Raw genomic sequence first — 17,789 nt, 5'->3', positions numbered from 1 at the left:
ACTGAAGTAAGAATTGGAATACAAGAAATTTCATTCGTCTATTTCCGTCATGTGCTCTTCTATTATCTTATAAGAAAAAAACGTCTCTTCATCAACTCGTATATACGGTCAATGAAGAGACGTTTAAAAAACATACTTATAGCTTATAGCGTATTTAATGTGCTGACTAACGTTTGGCGTTCTTCTTCCGTTAACGGAACTAAAGGTAATCGTACCGATCCTACGTCTAACCCTTTTAGCTGTAAAGCTGTTTTAACAGGCGTTGGACTTGGAGCCGCAAAAAGAGATTTCATCACAGGTACAATACGCTGATGAATTTTTGCTGCTTCTTTCGGATTTCCTGACTCATACAACTTAACCATCTCTTGCATTTCATTTCCAATAACGTGAGAGGCAACAGAAATAATCCCAGTTCCTCCAATTGCTAATACCGGCAGTGTTAAGCCATCATCACCGCTGTATAAAGCAAAATCATCGCTTGTTTGTGCGATAATAGCTGTCATTGCGTCAAGGTCGCCGCTTGCATCTTTTAACGCTACAACATTTGGCAGTTCAGCTAGGCGTACAATTGTATCCACAGACATATTGATCACGGATCGCCCTGGAATATTGTATAACATGACAGGCAGCTCTGTACTTTCAGCAATTGTTTTAAAGTGCTGATATAAGCCTTCCTGATTCGGCTTGTTATAATAAGGTGCTACAATCATAATCGCATCTACGCCGATTTCTTCTGCCTTTTTCGTTAATTCAATTGATGCATACGTATTATTGCTTCCTGTACCTGCAACAACAGGTACACGGCCATCTACTACCTTTACTGAGTGGCGGAACAGCGCCAGCTTTTCTTCTGTTGAAAGCGTAGGAGATTCACCCGTTGTTCCTGCAATAACCAACGCATCTGAACCGTTGCTGATTAAATAGTTAATAAGCTGCGTTGTTTTTTCAAAATCAATATTTCCTTTATGATCAAAAGGCGTTACCATCGCTGTTGCGACTTTCCCAAAATCAATCATGTTTTCACTCCTTGAAATTGCATTATCCCTATTCATGTAATGAACCGTTAGCTTATAGCTAACGGAACATGTAGTTTATCTCTTTTGCGGTGCTTTTGACAAGTCAAAGGCACCATGAAGAGCATTAACGGCTTTCTTTAAATCCTCTTCTTTTACAAGCACCCAAATCGTCGTATGGCTGTCAGCAGATTGTAAAATCTGAATACCTTCGCTAGAAAGAGCTGTAACAATTTTAGATGTAACACCAGGCACCCCTGCAATTCCTGCTCCAACCGTTGATACTTTGGCACAGTTGCGAATAACAGCCGGCTCATACCCTAGCGCATGAAGCACATCAATTGCTTTGTCAGTTGCTTCATCTGTTACCGTATATACAACACCCTTCGGTGAAATATTGATAAAATCTACGCTGATTTTTTCTTGTGCCATTGCTTTGAATACCTCTGCTTGCGTATCATAATGGCCTTCTTTACTAAAAACTTTAATTTGAGTCACGTTGGATACGTGGGCGATTCCTGTTACAAGGCGTTCTTGCACATCGCTTCCACGCTGCTGTGCTTCACCTTGAGATGTAACGAGCGTACCTTCTGAATCAGCATACGTGGAACGGACGCGCATCGGTACTTTTGCTTGCATGGCGATCTCTACGGCACGTGGGTGAACTACTTTTGCACCTTGATAAGCCATGTTGCATATTTCGTTATATGTGACAACGGATAGCGGTCTTGCATCTTCTACAATACGCGGGTCCGCTGTCATCACACCTTCTACATCCGTGAAAATGTCAATGTAATCAGCCATAAGGGCTGCACCTAACGCTGAAGCAGATGTATCGCTACCTCCGCGTCCAAGCGTTGTTGTATCACCTTCAGCAGTTGCCCCTTGAAAGCCTGTTACGACAACGACATCATATTCTTCTAATTCTTTTAACAAACGGTCGCATTTCATTTCTAGTATCTTGGCATTGGTAAAATCATCATTCGTCACAAACCCTGCCTGTGCACCGTTTAATGCTGTAGCTTTAATCCCATTTTCGTTTAATAAATTTGTAAATACAACCGATGAAATTAATTCTCCGCATGCCATAAGCATATCAAGCTCACGTTTGTTAAGAGACGCTTTATTTCCATCAACAAGTGAAAGCAATGTATCCGTTGCATACGGTTCACCTTTTCGTCCCATTGCCGATACAACAACGACTACTTTGTAACCCTCACTTAATGCATTATTTAAATGATAGATTGCTCTTGCTCTTCCTTCTTCGTTACGAACGGAAGTTCCTCCAAATTTTTGGACGATTATTTTCATACTTACACCTCATCATGTTCCGAGACACTCTGGTTGCGCTTATTTTACTAAGCTAAGCTTAATAAGTGATTCTGCAATTTGTACAGAATTCCAAGCTGCACCTTTTAACAAGTTATCAGAAACGATCCACATATGGAAACCGTTATCGCGATCTAAATCTTTACGAATACGGCCGACAAACACATCTCGTTTACCTACACAGTCTGCTGGCATTGGATATACTTGATTTTCTGGATCATCTTGCAATACGATACCAGGTGCATCAGCCAATAAATTTTTCACATCAGCTACCGTTACACCGTCTTTTTCAATTTCAATGTACACTGACTCTGAATGACCTGTTACAACCGGTAGACGAACACAAGTAGCAGCTACTGGCAATTCAGGCATGCTCATAATTTTTTTCGTTTCATTAATCATTTTCATTTCTTCAAATGTAAAACCGTTATCTTGAAATTTATCAATTTGCGGAATGGCATTAAAAGCAATTTGATAATGTTTTTTATCTCCACCAACCGGTAAAATTTCCGGTGTAAACTCTTTTTCTTCTAAAATAGCTTTAGCTTGTTCTTTTAATTCATTAATTGCAGCAGCACCTGCTCCAGAAACGGCTTGATACGTTGATACTAGCACTTTAGATAAGCCGTATGTTTCGCGTAATGGCTGTAATGCTGCTACCATTTGAATTGTAGAGCAGTTTGGATTAGCAATGATTCCGTTATGTGCGTGTAATGCATCTTCGTTCACTTCCGGCACAACTAACGGGACATTTTCATCCATTCGATAAGCGCTTGTGTTGTCTACAACGATTGCTCCGCGTTTTACTGCCTCTGGTGCAAGTGCTTTTGAAATGCTGCCGCCTGCACTGAATAAAGCAATGTCTACGCCTTCAAAGCTATCAGGAGTTGCTTCTTGCACAACAACTTCTTCTCCGTTAAACAACACTTTTTTACCAGCTGAACGAGCTGAAGATAATAACGTTAATTTACCAACTGGAAAATTACGCTCCTGTAGGGTTTTAATCATTTGTTGTCCTACTGCACCTGTTGCTCCTACTACTGCTACATGTAATTCTCTTGTCATTTTAATACCGCCTCCAACAATTTTCAACTACTCAACATTTATCTGCATATACTGACTATTTTAACATATTATTATGCTTCATTGCGTCAAAGAAGAGAAGATTTTTAAAATCTTCTCTTCTTTGAGATTGAGAGTTCTCTTACAGCCGCAGTATTGAACAGATTCATACAACAGCAAGAGGCATATATGTCCTATGACTCTTGACCGTCGCGGAACCTTTCGACAATAACAGGCTGAATCTGTTTATCTTCAAGCGCTGCGTACACCGTGTCTGATAACATCGTCATACGCGCTACCATTGAATTTGGTTTAAGCACCGGGTCATCTTGACCAAATGGAATAAAATAAATATTTTTAGTCGCCATTAGCCTCATTAAGTTTACACCATTTAGCCCTAGTGCGTCATTAGTCGAAATTCCCAGTACCACTGGCTTATTATTACGAAGCGTTGCTTTAGCTGCCATGAGTACCGGAGATTCAGTCATTGCATTCGCAAACTTACTCATCGTATTCCCAGTGATTGGGGCAACTACCATACAATCAAGCGGAATCTTTGGTCCTAGAGGCTCTGCTTTTACAATTGTATTGATGACGGCGTGACCTGTTAATTCCTCAATTTTCTTCACCCAGTCTTCTCCATCTCCAAAACGAGTATTTGTGGATTGTACAGTGTAAGAAACAACCGGTAACACTTCTGCTCCCAAATTAACAAGCTTTTCAATTTCTGGCATAACCGCATCATACGTACAGTGAGATCCGGTCAAGCCGAATCCTATTCTTTTACCTTTTAATGACATTATTTTTTCTCCTCTCTCGCATCCGCAGCGTCTTTTAATAAATTCACTAATACATTAGCGACAATCTGACCTGCTGTTTTTGGAGCCACAATCCCTGGAAGACCAGGTGCTAAAATAGCTTTAATTCCTCGTTTTTCTGCATAGCGGAAATCGGTTCCTCCAGGCTTTGAAGCTAAATCAATAATGAGCGCGTGGGTCGGGACATTAGATAATGTCTTAGCCGTTAAGATGGGGTATGGAATGGTGTTAATACATATATCACTATCAGCAATTTCTTTATCGAGTTCAGAAAGATAGAAAGGCTGCAAACCCATTTCAGCAATACGTGCTAAATGTTCAGATTTTCTAGCTCCTACTTTTACATTGGCACCAAGTGCAGCAAAGGACCTCGCCACGCTCATTCCTACTCTTCCTAAACCTAGGACAGAAATATTTGAACCGTGAATGGTAAAATCCGTATGTTGAATAACAAGCATGATGGTACCTTCAACAGTAGGAATAGAGTTATAAATTGCTACATCATCACGCTCAAATAGCTGAACGAGTTTACGGTTTGTCGTTTTGACTAATTCGTTTAAATACCCATTGCTAATACCAGAATAAATAATGCAGTGCTCAGGCGTTTTTTTAAGTATTTCTTCAGTCAATACTACTTTTTCATTTGAAAAAATAGTATCTACTTGCCCTTCGTGATTTGTTCCAGGCACTGGAAGGATGATGGCGTCAACATCTGAAAAATCCAGCTCCTCTATCTGATATTTCGTCGCACCTGTAAAACCATGATCTAGCTGATCAAAACCAATAAGAGAGGTTTTTGCATCTAATTGAATTAATTTTCGAATGACTTCAAGCTGCCTAGCATCACCGCCAATTACAGCTATGTGCAAATCCGTTAACATGTTTCATTTTCACCTTCTTTAACATTAAATAGATGTATCCTTCGCTTAAACCATCGAGATGTAAAGTGCTATCATTACGCCCTAGAATGCCTATTGCTTTTCTTCAACATACTATGTAAACACACAGGAATCGGTGAATCTTTATCCCTGAAAATAAAAGAAACGAGATGCAGGAAGCATCTCGTTTGTTATTTTGTTGACTCATTATTTATGTCTTCTAGCTGATGAACATTTACAATCACCATATCCGTACCAATTTTTTCGATATTCCCCCACGGCACTCGCACTTCATCTCCTTGTTTTCGAAATCCAAACCACTTCACAGATGGAATAATAAGCGCATTAATTTGTCCCGTATGTTCATTAATTTCAAGATCTGTTTGCCCTAAAATACCCAAACGCTCTGCTCGCTTAACATCTACAATTTCTTTTCCACTCAGCTCACTTAATCTCATGAAATCCCTCCTTTCATCTAATTTATTGAACAACCATACAAAAAATGACATAAAAATAAGGCTGGCTCAATTATTTTAGCCAACCTTACTTTTATGGTTTAATTTCCTTTAAAACCCTTAGGTAAATCTCCACTCGGGCTTATTAATGAAAGCGCAAATTCGTCTTTGAAAATATCTCGTGCAAGACCATTTACACTATCTTTAGTCACGGCATTAACAAGGTCTAAAATCTCATCTAATGAACGGTGATAGCCCAGCATTAACTCATTTTTTCCGTTTCTGCTCATACGGCTATTTGTACTTTCAAGACTCAGCATTAAGTTTCCTTTCAGCTGCTCTTTGCTGTTAGCAAGTTCTTTATCTGTAATACCTTTGTCTTTCAAATCATAAAGCGTTTCTTGAACCGTATCATATAATACGTCGAGCTGATGGCTTCCAGTTCCCCCATAAATCGTTACAAGACCACTGTCTCGATAAGAAGAATGATAAGAGAAAACAGAGTAAGCCAAGCCGCGCTGTTCACGGACTTCTTGGAACAAACGACTGCTCATGCTTCCGCCAAGCACGTTGTTTAATACAATTAAGCTATATACATCTTCTCCGCCGATTGGCAAACCTTTAAAGCCAAGGCAAAGATGAGCTTGTTCTGTCTCTTTTTTGCGCGCAATATGATTTGTATGGAACTCAGGCTGAACATATTGATGAGCGGAATGACTTGACGTATATGTACCAAAATAGTTTTCCACCTGTTGTATAAAACTCTCATCAATGTTTCCAGCTACTGAAATAACGATGTTTTCAGGAATATACATTTGCTCCATATATTGACGAAGCGAATCACCGTTAAATGTTTTTAACGTATCTTCCGTTCCTAAAATTGGATACCCTAATGGATGATTGCCATATACGGCTTTTCCTAATAGATCGTGTACAATATCGTCAGGTGTATCTTCATACATTTTAATTTCTTCATATACAACATTTTTTTCACGAGCTAATTCCTCTTCATCAAATGAAGAATTAAAGAACATATCCGCCAGCACATCTAGCGCTTGATCTGCGTGTTCGTCTAATACTTTTGCATAGTAGCACGTGTATTCTTTAGAAGTGAATGCATTTACTTGTCCCCCAATGCGGTCGAAGCTTTCTGCAATTTCACGAGCAGATCTTGTTTTTGTTCCTTTAAAAAACATATGTTCAAGAAAATGTGATACACCATTAATTTCAGGGTGTTCACTTCGAGAACCCGTTCCGATCCATACCCCAATGGCCACAGATCGAACAGTTGGGATATTTTCCAATACAATTCTTACACCATTTTTGCACGTATATCGTTTTATCAAGCTAGTGCCTCCCTTTTGCTTATCTCACTTACTTCTTAGTAGAAGAAGGTATTTTCATCATTCTTTCTTCATCTAGCATTGTTGACACATCGCTAACTTTCAGGCCTTTGCGTTCAATATCGGTTAACAATTGGTCAAGCGATTCAGCCGTTGATTCAGTCGGGTGCATCAGTACAATAGCCCCTGGATGAATCTTTTTCATTACTCGATTAATTAACACTTCTGAACTTGGCTTTTGCCAATCGATTGTATCAACTGTCCACATGATTGTACTCATTTTTAACTGAGAAGCAAGCGTTACTACTTCGGGGCGAAAACTGCCGCTCGGCGGAGCAAACCATTTTACTTTTTGTCCCGTAGTAGATGTAATAATATCATTCGTTTTTTTAAGCTGCTGATTGATTTGACTAGCCGATAAAGTGGCCATATCAGGATGAGAATAAGAGTGGTTTCCCACTTCATGCCCTGCGTCTACAATCATTTTTGCCATATCTGGATTATTTTTAACCCATTTTCCTTCTAAAAAGAAGGTTGCTTTAGCATGGTGCTTTTTCAGCACTTCTAACATTTTAGGCAAATACTCGTTCCCCCATGCTACGTTCACTGTAAACGATACCATAGGCTTTTCATCGTGTCCACGGTAGATAGGTTCCTGTGGTAAATCCTTCAAGTGAACCTTTGGTCTAACCTGTTTGTACACTAATTTTTTTTCATCAAATTTACCCGCAGGTTTCATATTTTTATAAGAAGCAGCAAGATCAACTTTTATGCCGTTATAGCCAGGAACCCGTTTCCAAACGGGATCGATTCGTGCATTCGCCGCTGGCTTTTCATAATCTTTTGCTTTTTCTTCAATCTTTTGATATAACGCATCATGCTGAGCTGATACAAGTTGTACATCGGATTTAAGTGCTTCTATATATGCTTCAGCAAAAGGATTATAAATAGATTTATATGTAATTGCCAGTAAAAATAGAAATGCTGTAAATTGCACAATGGTTCTCTTCACTTATCCTTCCCCCTTTACCATTTAAAATATGTATAAAGAGGACAAGGTAGAACAAACATCTACAAACGATAAAATCGCCCTACACATGGATTTTCTTCATGTATGGACGATTTCACAATATCTATATAGTAGTAAAAGAAGATTATTTTGTTTCTTTTGCTTTTTCTTCTTTTTCTTTTTGTTCTTTTAAAATTGCTTTACGAGATAAGTTAACGCGACCTTGTTTATCAATTTCCATGACTTTAACTAAAAGCTCGTCACCAATCGCTACAACGTCTTCTACTTTTCCAATACGCTCTTCTGCAAGCTCTGAAATATGAACAAGCCCATCTTTTCCGCTGAAGATTTCTACAAATGCACCGAATTTTTCAATTCGTTTTACTTTTCCTAAGTACATTTGGCCGACTTCAACTTCGCGTACAAGATCTTCAATAATTTTCTTCGCTTTTTCATTCATCGGCTGATCAATAGAAGAAATGAAGATTGTACCATCTTGTTCGATATCAATTTTAACGCCTGTTTCTTCGATGATTTTATTGATTTGCTTGCCGCTTGGTCCAATAACATCACGAATTTTATCAGGGTTAATCGCCATTGTAAGGATCTTAGGCGCATATTGAGAAAGCTCTTGACGAGGCGTAGCAATCGTTGACATCATATGATTTAAGATTTGCATACGGCCTTTTTTTGCTTGTTGAAGGGCTTCGTCTAAAATTTCACGAGATAACCCGTCAATTTTAATATCCATTTGAAGCGCAGTTACGCCATTTTCGGTACCTGCTACTTTAAAGTCCATGTCTCCTAGGTGATCTTCCATTCCTTGAATGTCCGTTAGAATCGAGTAGTGTTCACCTGATTTGATCAGACCCATTGCAATCCCTGCTACAGGTGCTTTAATTGGAACCCCAGCATCCATCATTGCAAGCGTGCTTGCACAAATACTTGCTTGTGAAGTAGAACCGTTTGACTCTAATACTTCAGATACAAGACGAATTGTATAAGGGAAATCTTTTTCATTTGGAATAACCGGTTCAAGTGCACGTTCACCTAGCGCACCATGTCCAATTTCACGACGACCCGGTCCGCGCATCGGTCTAGTTTCACCAACACTAAATGAAGGGAAGTTATAGTGATGCATGAAGCGTTTAGATTCTTCTACACTTAAACCATCTAAAATTTGCACATCGCCAAGTGCACCTAATGTACAGATGCTAAGCGCTTGAGTTTGTCCACGCGTAAATAATCCAGATCCGTGTGTACGTGGAAGCAAGTTTGTTTCAGAAGAAAGTGGACGAATTTCGTCAATACTACGGCCATCAGGACGTACTTTTTCTTCTGTGATCAAGCGACGCACTTCACTTTTAACAAGCTTCGACAAAATTTCATTCACTTGATTTAGTACTTCTTCTTCTACATCTTGCTCTTCAAATTTTGCAGCTACAGCGCTTTTCACTTCTTTAATCGCATTTTCGCGCGCATGCTTTTCTTGAACTTGAACAGCACGGTTCATGTCACCTTCTGCAATTTCACGAACTTGACGCTCAAGGTCAGCATCAACAGTATAAAGCTCAACTTCAACTTTTTCTTTGCCTACTGCTGCTACAATTTCTTCTTGGAACGCAATTAATTTTTTAATTTGCTCGTGTCCAAACATAATTGCTTCTAACATTACTTCTTCCGGTACTTCATCAGCGCCTGCTTCAACCATGTTGATCGCGTCTTTTGTACCAGCAACCGTCAGATGAATATCGCTTTTTTCAAGCTCATCTACCGTTGGGTTTACAACAAATTCATTGTCTACACGGCCTACGATTACGCCTGCAATAGGACCTTCAAATGGAATATCAGATACTGATAATGCTAATGAAGAACCAAACATTGCTGCGATTTCTGAAGAACAGTTTTGGTCTACGCTCATTACAACGCTGACAACTTGAACTTCGTTTCGGAAACCATCTGCGAATAAAGGACGAATCGGACGGTCGATTAAACGGCTAGCCAAGATTGCTTTTTCACTTGGTCTGCCTTCACGTTTAATGAATCCACCTGGGATTTTACCGACTGCATATAAACGCTCTTCATAGTTTACTGTTAACGGGAAGAAATCTACATTTTTAGGCTCTTTTGAAGCCGTTGCTGTACTTAATACAACTGTGTCTCCATAGCGGATTAATGCTGCGCCATTTGCTTGTTTTGCCAACTGGCCAACTTCAACTTCTAGCTTTCGTCCAGCTAGATCTACAGAGAACACTCGTTTTTCTTGTTCCATATCGACGAGTACCCCTCTCTACATATAAAATATGTATGTAATCAAATGTGATAGTTTTATTATAAACGAAATATCCAAAAACAATAGCTTTTTTCACATTATGTAGCATCTTTAATGTTTCTTAAATGTACATACTAAAAAAGCGGGAATGCTCCCGCTTTCTTCTTATTATCGACGTAAACCAAGTTTGTTGATTAACTCACGATAACGAGTAACGTCTTTGTTACGTAGGTAGTTAAGTAAGTTACGACGTCGACCTACCATTTTTAAAAGACCACGACGTGAATGGTGATCCTTTTTATGAGTACGTAAGTGACCGTTTAGATTGTTAATTTGCTCTGTTAGGACAGCGATTTGAACTTCTGGAGAACCAGTGTCGTTCGCATGAGTTTTGTACTCACTAATGATTTCATTTTTACGCTCTTGTGTGATAGCCATCCTATTCACCTCCTTATTATTAAACCCCAGTTACCGAGCAAAACGTTGGTGAATCGTAATGCCAAGCAATGGTTGTTTTACATACAAGTGTTATGTTACTACTTATTAGAACAAAAAGCAAGTCGTAGGAGCTATTTATATATATTTTTTTATTTCTTGTTTTTTTGAATTCCTTCAAAATAAGCAAGGGCTTCTTCCTTGTCCTTTGAGATCTGACCGACAAGCTCTTCGATGCCGCTGAACTTTTTTTCTGAGCGAATCATTCGGTGCCATTTCACCGTTACGTGCTGATCGTAGATTTGCTCGTCAAATGATAATAAGTGGACTTCGATTGTTGGCTTTTCTAAATTATCGTGAAAAGTCGGCTTGTAGCCCACGTTGCACACTCCTGCATACCACTTACCGTGAAGCTGAAGCTCAACAGCATACACGCCGATGCGTGGAAGTAAATACTCATCGTCTAAAGCGATGTTAGCAGTAGGAAAACCTATTTGCCTGCCTCGCTTTTCTCCATGAGTCACTGTACCTGACACTTCATAATAGCGGCCAAGCAGCTCTTTTACTCGATGCATATCTCCATTTGCTAAACTTTCGCGAATAAGCGTTGAACTAATTTTTTCTTCGCCATTTGTTAACTTATCAATTGTTGTTTGCGTGAATTTTGATCGAGAATGAAATGGTAGTATTTCCATTGTTCCTTTACCTAACTTTCCATACGTATAGTCAAATCCAGCTACCACATGCTGTACATTCAGTCCAATAATATACTGATCAACAAACTCTTGAGGCAATAGTGCTGCAAACTGTTTATCAAAATGAACGATATATAAAAAGTCAATTCCCATTTCCTCAATGAGTTTCTTTTTTTCTTGAAGCGGTGTGATCATATCAATGTGCTGCACATTGCGCCCGAGCACCACAGAAGGGTGAGGAGTAAACGTCATCACAGCACTAGCTATGCCTTTTTCATCGGCTAACTGTTTTGCTGAATTTATCACTTGCTGATGCCCTAAATGCACACCATCAAAATAACCAAGCGCTAACACTGATTGTTGAACAGCTTCTCGTTGAAAGTGGTGTGGATGTCGAATTTCAATCGTTTCCAAAACACAGTTCACCTTTTCCCTAACCGGTCTAGTCGATTGCCAACACTTTAACCGGCTTCATTAAATGTTTTTTTGTTGGGTGCTGAGCATAAATTGCTAAGCACTTGCCTGCAGAATTTATCATTAAAAAGAAGGGTTCTTTTTTTAACTCTTCATCTTCCGTACACGGCAATACCGCGCCATTTTTCACTTTCTCTGCTAATGTATCACTAATTTGAAGTTTCGGCAAATGATTAAGAGCTTCTTCGATCGAATGTAGTTTCTCATTGATCGTTTCTTCTTCTACCGCCCGTTCAATATCTTCAAATGTCACACAATCTTCGAGTGAAAACTGCCCGGAACCCGTTCGCTGCAAATACGACATATGAGATGGATAGCCAAGAGCTTCTCCAATCATCACAGCAAGCGTTCGCACATATGTACCTTTGCTGCACGTTACGCGGAATTTGAAGGAAATTTGTTCTCCCTCAAATGTAGCGCGATCATCCAGCAGTTCAAAGTTATAGATATGAATGGTTCTAACTGGGCGCTCTACTTCGATTCCTTGCCTTGCATATTCATATAGTTTTTTACCTTTGACCTTTACCGCTGAATACATTGGAGGGACTTGCTGAAGTTCTCCTGTCATCGAAGACAGCACTTCTTCGATTTGAGCACGTGAAAAAGAATCCGCTACTTTCTTTTCTTCTACAACCTCTCCGGAAGAATCTTCTGTTGTTGTAGAAAACCCGAGTGTAACTTCCCCTTCATAGGTTTTAGTAGCTCCTGTTAGATATTCTACAATCTTGGTAGCTCTACCGATACAAATAGGCAATACTCCTGTAACGTCTGGGTCTAATGTGCCTGTATGCCCTACTTTTTTAGTGCGAAGCAGCTTTCGGACTTTAAACACACAGTCGTGCGAAGTCAGGCCAGCTGGTTTATGTAAAACTAAAACACCGTCCACTCATTCTTCATCTCCTTTTCATTTAAAAAAGGGTGTCTCAGAAGCAAAAACCACTTTTGAGACACCCTTTTTTGTTTCTACATTCACTGATCTTATTCGTTCTCTTGATGGTCATCGCTTTCTTTTTTTATTTCATGAAGCAATGATTCAATTCGATTACCATAATCAATTGATTCATCAAACTCAAACGTAATTTCAGGTGTTTTACGTAAGCGAATGCGCTGACCGATTTCTGAGCGGATAAATCCCTTTGCTTTCGCAAGGCCTTTTAACGTATTCTCACGCTGTTCAGCATCTCCTAAAACAGAGATATAAACTTTCGCTTGCTGTAAATCGCCTGATACTTGAACATCTGTTACAGTCACAAAACCGATGCGCGGATCCTTGATTTTACGATTTAAAATCTCGCCCATCTCTTTTTTCATTTGTTCTCCGACTCTAGTTGCTCTTATGTTCATCTGTGTCACCCCTTTTATAACCAATCAAAAGTTGTAATGGTACGTTCAATCTCTGGAAAAGAATCAATCAAGCTTAGCGCTTTTTGCAGTTCTTGTTCCGTTGTGACACGGCTAGATGAGACTGCGACAATGCTAATTTTTGTTCGTTGCCACACATCTTGAAAATCAGTTTCTGAAACCGATACGTTAAACCGCTGCTTCAAGCGCATCAAGATGCGCTGAAGCACGGCACGTTTTTCTTTAAGAGAAGCAGCATCGTAAATTAAGCATTCACACTCCACTAGTCCAATCATTTAGGATCAATTTGCTCCATTACATATGCTTCAATAATATCTCCTTCTTTAATATCATTGAAGTTTTTAATTGTAATACCACACTCATATCCTTGAGCGACTTCTTTTGCATCGTCTTTAAAGCGTTTTAGCACATCTACTTCACCTTCAAAGATAACAATTCCGTCACGAATTAAACGAATTCCACTGTTACGCGTAATTTTACCGTCTGTTACGTAACTTCCTGCGATTGTACCAACTTTTGATACTTTGAATGTTTGACGTACTTCCACTTGACCGATGATTTTTTCAGCAAACTCAGGGTCAAGCATTCCTTTCATCGCAGATTCAATTTCTTCAATTACTTTATAAATAATGCGGTGAAGACGAATATCTACGTTTTCTACGTCAGCTGTACGTTTTGCTCCAGCATCTGGACGCACGTTAAAGCCGATAACGATTGCGTTAGAAGCAGTTGCAAGAATGATATCAGATTCTGTAATTGCGCCTACACCCGTATGGATAATACGAACATTTACACCCTCTACATCAATCTTTTGAAGAGCAGCAGCCAATGCTTCTACAGAACCTTGTACGTCTGCTTTTACGATAAGGTTTAAGTCTTTCATTTCACCTTGTTTAATTTTTTCAAATAAATCATCTAAGCTTACGCGAGATTTTTCACCGCGCTGTTGTTCAAGCTGCTTTTGAGCACGAGCTTCTCCGATTTGACGAGCTGTTTTCTCATCTTCAAATACTAAGAAACGATCTCCAGCTAATGGAACTTCGTTTAAGCCAGTAATCTCAACCGGAGTAGATGGTCCTACTTCCTTCACACGGCGGCCGATATCATTTACCATTGCGCGAACGCGGCCAAACGTATTTCCGACTACGATTGGATCACCTACGCGTAGTGTACCAGTTTGAACAAGAAGCGTTGCTACAGACCCACGGCCTTTATCTAGCTGTGCTTCTACAACTGTACCTGCTGCACGACGGTTAGGATTTGCTTTTAACTCTTCTACTTCACTTACAAGTAAAATCATTTCAAGTAATTGATCGATCCCTTCACCTGAAATGGCTGAAAGCTTACAGAAGATTGTTTCTCCGCCCCACTCTTCAGCTACAAGGCCGTGCTCCATTAGTTCTTGCATAACGCGATCTGGATTTGCTGCTTCTTTATCCATTTTGTTAACCGCAACAATAATTGGCACTTCTGCCGCTTTTGCATGGTTAATCGCTTCAATTGTTTGAGGCATTACACCATCGTCTGCTGCAACAACAAGGATTGTAATATCCGTTACTTGCGCACCGCGAGCACGCATTGTTGTAAATGCAGCATGCCCTGGTGTATCAAGGAATGTAATTTTCTTTTCATCAACCACAACTTGATAAGCACCGATATGCTGCGTGATACCGCCTGCTTCTGCAGCCGTTACTTTTGTGTTACGGATAGAGTCAAGAAGCGTCGTTTTACCGTGGTCAACGTGACCCATGATTGTAACAACTGGAGGACGCACTTGAAGGTCTTTTTCGTCGTCAATAATTTCTAATGATTCAAAAGCAGTGTCATCTACTACTACTTCTTCTTCAACTTCTACACCGTATTCTCCGGCAATTAGTTCGATAGAATCTTTATCTAACTCTTGGTTAATTGTTGCCATTACACCAAGCATAAATAATTTTTTAATAATTTCAGAAGGCTCTTTGCCTAATTCTTTTGCTAACTCAGAAACCGTTAAGCTTCCGACAAACGTTACTTTTTCCGGTAACTCTTTTGCAGCTGCTGGAGCTGGTCTACCTTTTGGTGCCTGTGACTTTTGTGCCTGTGGCTTTTTGTTACCTTTATTGTTTCCTTTGTTAGCTGTTGATTTTGTATTTTTATTCAATACTTTCACCCCCATAAAATTAACCGAGCATCGTTGCTAGCTTTTTAGCAAATCCCTCGTCCATAACGGCTACCACAACTCGAGCATCTTTACCAATCGCTTGACCTAGCGTGTAGCGATCGGGAACCATTCTAACCGAAACGTTGTAGTAAGAACATTTATCCGTTACTTTTTTCTTTGTGTTTTCAGACGCATCGCTTGCTAAAAGTACTAACTTTGCTTTTTGTTTCCGAACTTCTCTAACCACAAGTTCTTCTCCAGAAATCAATTTGCGTGCACGGTTTGCAAGCCCTAAAAAAGAGATCCACTGTTCATTCATTAGCGTGACTGTTTCTCCTTTTCTACAAGCGCTAGCAACTCTTCATAAACCGCTTCATCTATTGACGCGCCTAAATGTGTCGAAAGCACATTTTTCTTTTTTGCCAATAAAATTGCTTCTTTATCCTTGCTTACATAAGCTCCGCGCCCGGACTTTTTACCCGTTACATCAACTGAAACGTCGCCTTCTTTTGAACGTACAACGCGTACTAGCTCTTTTTTAGGCTTCATTTCTCCAGTGGCCACACATTTTCGCATCGGGACTTTTTTACGATTGTTCACCTTGGCTCACCTCTTATTCCATATCTTCATCTGAATCAAATGCATGTTGACTTACTAGCATATCATCGCTACTTTTTACAACCATACCTTCTTGCTCAGCTTCTGATTGACTTTTAATATCAATTTTCCAGCCTGTCAGCTTAGCGGCTAGACGTGCATTTTGTCCACGCTTACCAATTGCAAGTGACAGCTGATAGTCAGGAACGATAACAGTTGTTGCTTTTTCATTTTCATCTACAATCACATCTACTACCTTAGATGGACTTAGGGCATTGGCAACAAATTCAACTGGGTCATTTGACCAGCGAACGATGTCAATTTTTTCACCTTTTAGTTCATTCACAACAGCCTGTACGCGCTGACCTTTTGGCCCAACACAAGAGCCGACCGGATCTACTTCAGCATACTCAGAATGAACAGAGATTTTTGAACGGTCTCCAGCTTCGCGAGCTACTGATTTTAATTCAACTGTACCGTCATAGATTTCCGGAACTTCTTTTTCGAAAAGACGTTTTAAAAGACCTGGATGCGTACGTGAAACATAGATTTGTGGTCCTTTTGTTGTTTTTTCTACTTTCGTAATATACACTTTAATACGATCATGAGGTTTATACTGCTCATTTGGCATTTGCTCGCTTTGAGGAAGCAATGCTTCAATTTTGCCAAGGCTCACGTAAATGAAGCGAGAATCTTGACGCTGAACAATACCTGTCATAATATCTTCTTCACGATCGCTGAACTCTGAGTAGATAACGCCGCGCTCCGCCTCACGAACACGCTGTGTAACAACTTGTTTTGCTGTTTGAGCCGCGATGCGTCCAAAGTCTTTTGGCGTTACTTCGATTTCAACCACATCGTCTAGCTGGAAGTTAGGGTTGATTGTTTGTGCTTCTTCAACCGAAATTTCTAGACGTGGATCATATACTTCATCAACCACATCTTTGCGAGCAAACACGCGCATTGAACCTCTTTCTAAATTTAAATCAACGCGTACGTTTTGCGCTTGGTTAAAGTTGCGTTTGTAAGCAGAAATTAGCGCTGCTTCAATTGCTTCAATAATTACATCTTTGCTAATGCCTTTCTCTTTTTCAAGAATGACTAAGGCATCAAATAACTCACTGCTCATCGTTGGATAATCCCCCTTTAATATTGGCCCCTACACATTAAAATACAATCGCTAATCGAGCAAAAGCGACTTTGTCATATGGTAAAATCACCGTTTTTGTGCGTGTTTTGATACGAATAGATAATGTGACAGTTTCTCCGTCAAATGATTGTAATTCGCCTTCAAATTCTTTTGCACCTTCAATTGGTTCATATGTTTTTATGTATACATGCTTACCAATTGCACGTTCAAAATCTTTATCTTTTTTTAATGGGCGTTCCGCACCAGGCGATGATACTTCTAAAAAATAGTTATGAGGGATTGGATCTACTGCATCCATTTTCTCACTCAATTTTTCACTTACTGCTCCGCAGTCTTCGATATCCACGCCGGTATCAGAGTCGATAAACACACGTAAAAACCAATCTTTTCCTTCTTTTACGTATTCAATTTCAACAAGCTCTAAATTCATTTCCTCTAAGATAGGGGAAACCATTTCTTCCACTGTTTGTTTTACATTTTTACTCATTCTAATCCTCCCTTCGAGACATTGCATGGTATGTTTAGGTTACGCGTTTTTTATGTCTCTTATATCAAAAAAGAGTGGTTTATTTGCTATTTTTATTTTGCACTCTATAAGAGGTCTAACCTACTAGAGTGGAAATGTTGTCATTTGTGTTGCAGGATTTTAAACGTCACATAATAAATCAATCATGGTGATTGAAAATCTACAGAAAAAACGAATCATGCTAGAAGCCGATTCGTTCTCCATACTACTTACTATGACAGTAAGTTC

18 protein-coding genes and 1 pseudogene are annotated in these 17,789 nt (G+C 39.5%); all 19 read right to left on the bottom strand.

Annotation, left to right across the window (positions count from 1 at the left end; translation table 11 throughout):
* Positions 1-143: 143 nt before the first annotated feature.
* Positions 144-1,016, bottom strand: coding sequence for a 4-hydroxy-tetrahydrodipicolinate synthase (dapA, locus tag ACWATA_RS03925; RefSeq protein WP_013058822.1), 873 nt, complete (start codon positions 1,014-1,016; stop codon positions 144-146).
* A 75-nt stretch (positions 1,017-1,091) separates the two neighbouring features.
* Positions 1,092-2,324, bottom strand: coding sequence for an aspartate kinase (dapG, locus tag ACWATA_RS03920; RefSeq protein WP_028411393.1), 1,233 nt, complete (start codon positions 2,322-2,324; stop codon positions 1,092-1,094).
* A 39-nt stretch (positions 2,325-2,363) separates the two neighbouring features.
* Complete coding sequence (gene asd, locus ACWATA_RS03915) at positions 2,364-3,407, bottom strand: aspartate-semialdehyde dehydrogenase (RefSeq protein ID WP_013058824.1); 1,044 nt, start codon at positions 3,405-3,407, stop codon at positions 2,364-2,366.
* Positions 3,408-3,598: 191 nt separating this feature from the next.
* Entirely contained in the window at positions 3,599-4,204 is a 606-nt protein-coding gene (locus ACWATA_RS03910; RefSeq protein ID WP_013058825.1) for a dipicolinate synthase subunit B, read from the bottom strand.
* Positions 4,204-5,103 carry a dipicolinic acid synthetase subunit A gene (dpaA, locus tag ACWATA_RS03905; protein ID WP_013058826.1) on the bottom strand — a complete coding sequence of 300 codons (900 nt, stop codon included), beginning with the start codon at positions 5,101-5,103 and terminating at the stop codon, positions 4,204-4,206. The genes ACWATA_RS03910 and dpaA overlap by 1 nt, the downstream gene beginning before the upstream one ends.
* 188 nt (positions 5,104-5,291) lie before the next feature.
* A complete protein-coding gene (locus ACWATA_RS03900) occupies positions 5,292-5,558 on the bottom strand; it encodes a YlmC/YmxH family sporulation protein (protein WP_013058827.1) in 267 nt (88 codons plus the stop codon).
* Between the two features lie 98 nt (positions 5,559-5,656).
* Complete coding sequence (locus ACWATA_RS03895) at positions 5,657-6,901, bottom strand: M16 family metallopeptidase (protein WP_028411394.1); 1,245 nt, start codon at positions 6,899-6,901, stop codon at positions 5,657-5,659.
* A 28-nt stretch (positions 6,902-6,929) separates the two neighbouring features.
* On the bottom strand, positions 6,930-7,910 hold the full coding sequence (locus tag ACWATA_RS03890; RefSeq protein WP_016765374.1) for a polysaccharide deacetylase family protein: 981 nt from the start codon (positions 7,908-7,910) through the stop codon (positions 6,930-6,932).
* Positions 7,911-8,052: 142 nt separating this feature from the next.
* Positions 8,053-10,179: a polyribonucleotide nucleotidyltransferase gene (gene pnp / locus ACWATA_RS03885; protein ID WP_014458473.1), complete on the bottom strand. Its 2,127-nt coding sequence runs from the start codon at positions 10,177-10,179 to the stop codon at positions 8,053-8,055.
* A 168-nt stretch (positions 10,180-10,347) separates the two neighbouring features.
* Positions 10,348-10,617 (bottom strand): 30S ribosomal protein S15, encoded by a 270-nt coding sequence (rpsO, locus tag ACWATA_RS03880; RefSeq protein ID WP_013058831.1) that lies wholly within the window; start codon positions 10,615-10,617, stop codon positions 10,348-10,350.
* 149 nt (positions 10,618-10,766) lie between these two features.
* The gene (ribF, locus tag ACWATA_RS03875; protein ID WP_028411397.1) at positions 10,767-11,723 is read right to left on the bottom strand and encodes a bifunctional riboflavin kinase/FAD synthetase; all 957 of its coding nucleotides are present in this window, start codon (positions 11,721-11,723) and stop codon (positions 10,767-10,769) included.
* 28 nt (positions 11,724-11,751) lie between these two features.
* The gene (gene truB, locus ACWATA_RS03870) at positions 11,752-12,669 is read right to left on the bottom strand and encodes a tRNA pseudouridine(55) synthase TruB (RefSeq protein WP_033579797.1); all 918 of its coding nucleotides are present in this window, start codon (positions 12,667-12,669) and stop codon (positions 11,752-11,754) included.
* A gap of 92 nt (positions 12,670-12,761) precedes the next feature.
* Complete coding sequence (rbfA, locus tag ACWATA_RS03865; protein ID WP_013058834.1) at positions 12,762-13,127, bottom strand: 30S ribosome-binding factor RbfA; 366 nt, start codon at positions 13,125-13,127, stop codon at positions 12,762-12,764.
* Between the two features lie 14 nt (positions 13,128-13,141).
* Positions 13,142-13,420 carry a DUF503 domain-containing protein gene (locus ACWATA_RS03860; protein ID WP_013058835.1) on the bottom strand — a complete coding sequence of 93 codons (279 nt, stop codon included), beginning with the start codon at positions 13,418-13,420 and terminating at the stop codon, positions 13,142-13,144.
* Positions 13,417-15,285 (bottom strand): annotated as a pseudogene (gene infB / locus ACWATA_RS03855) (translation initiation factor IF-2); the annotation flags it as partial. The pseudogene infB and the gene ACWATA_RS03860, both read right to left, overlap by 4 nt.
* A 22-nt stretch (positions 15,286-15,307) precedes the next feature.
* On the bottom strand, positions 15,308-15,607 hold the full coding sequence (locus ACWATA_RS03850) for a YlxQ family RNA-binding protein (protein ID WP_028411400.1): 300 nt from the start codon (positions 15,605-15,607) through the stop codon (positions 15,308-15,310).
* Positions 15,607-15,888: an RNase P modulator RnpM gene (gene rnpM / locus ACWATA_RS03845; protein ID WP_013058838.1), complete on the bottom strand. Its 282-nt coding sequence runs from the start codon at positions 15,886-15,888 to the stop codon at positions 15,607-15,609. Before rnpM ends, ACWATA_RS03850 begins: the two co-directional genes overlap by 1 nt.
* Before the next feature lie 13 nt (positions 15,889-15,901).
* Positions 15,902-17,014 carry a transcription termination factor NusA gene (gene nusA / locus ACWATA_RS03840; RefSeq protein ID WP_028411401.1) on the bottom strand — a complete coding sequence of 371 codons (1,113 nt, stop codon included), beginning with the start codon at positions 17,012-17,014 and terminating at the stop codon, positions 15,902-15,904.
* A gap of 37 nt (positions 17,015-17,051) precedes the next feature.
* Positions 17,052-17,522 carry a ribosome maturation factor RimP gene (gene rimP, locus ACWATA_RS03835; protein ID WP_028411402.1) on the bottom strand — a complete coding sequence of 157 codons (471 nt, stop codon included), beginning with the start codon at positions 17,520-17,522 and terminating at the stop codon, positions 17,052-17,054.
* Between the last annotated feature and the right edge of the window lie 267 nt (positions 17,523-17,789).

This window comes from Priestia sp. USM5, from assembly GCF_058323215.1.
This window is presented reverse-complemented; position numbering and strand designations above follow the sequence as displayed.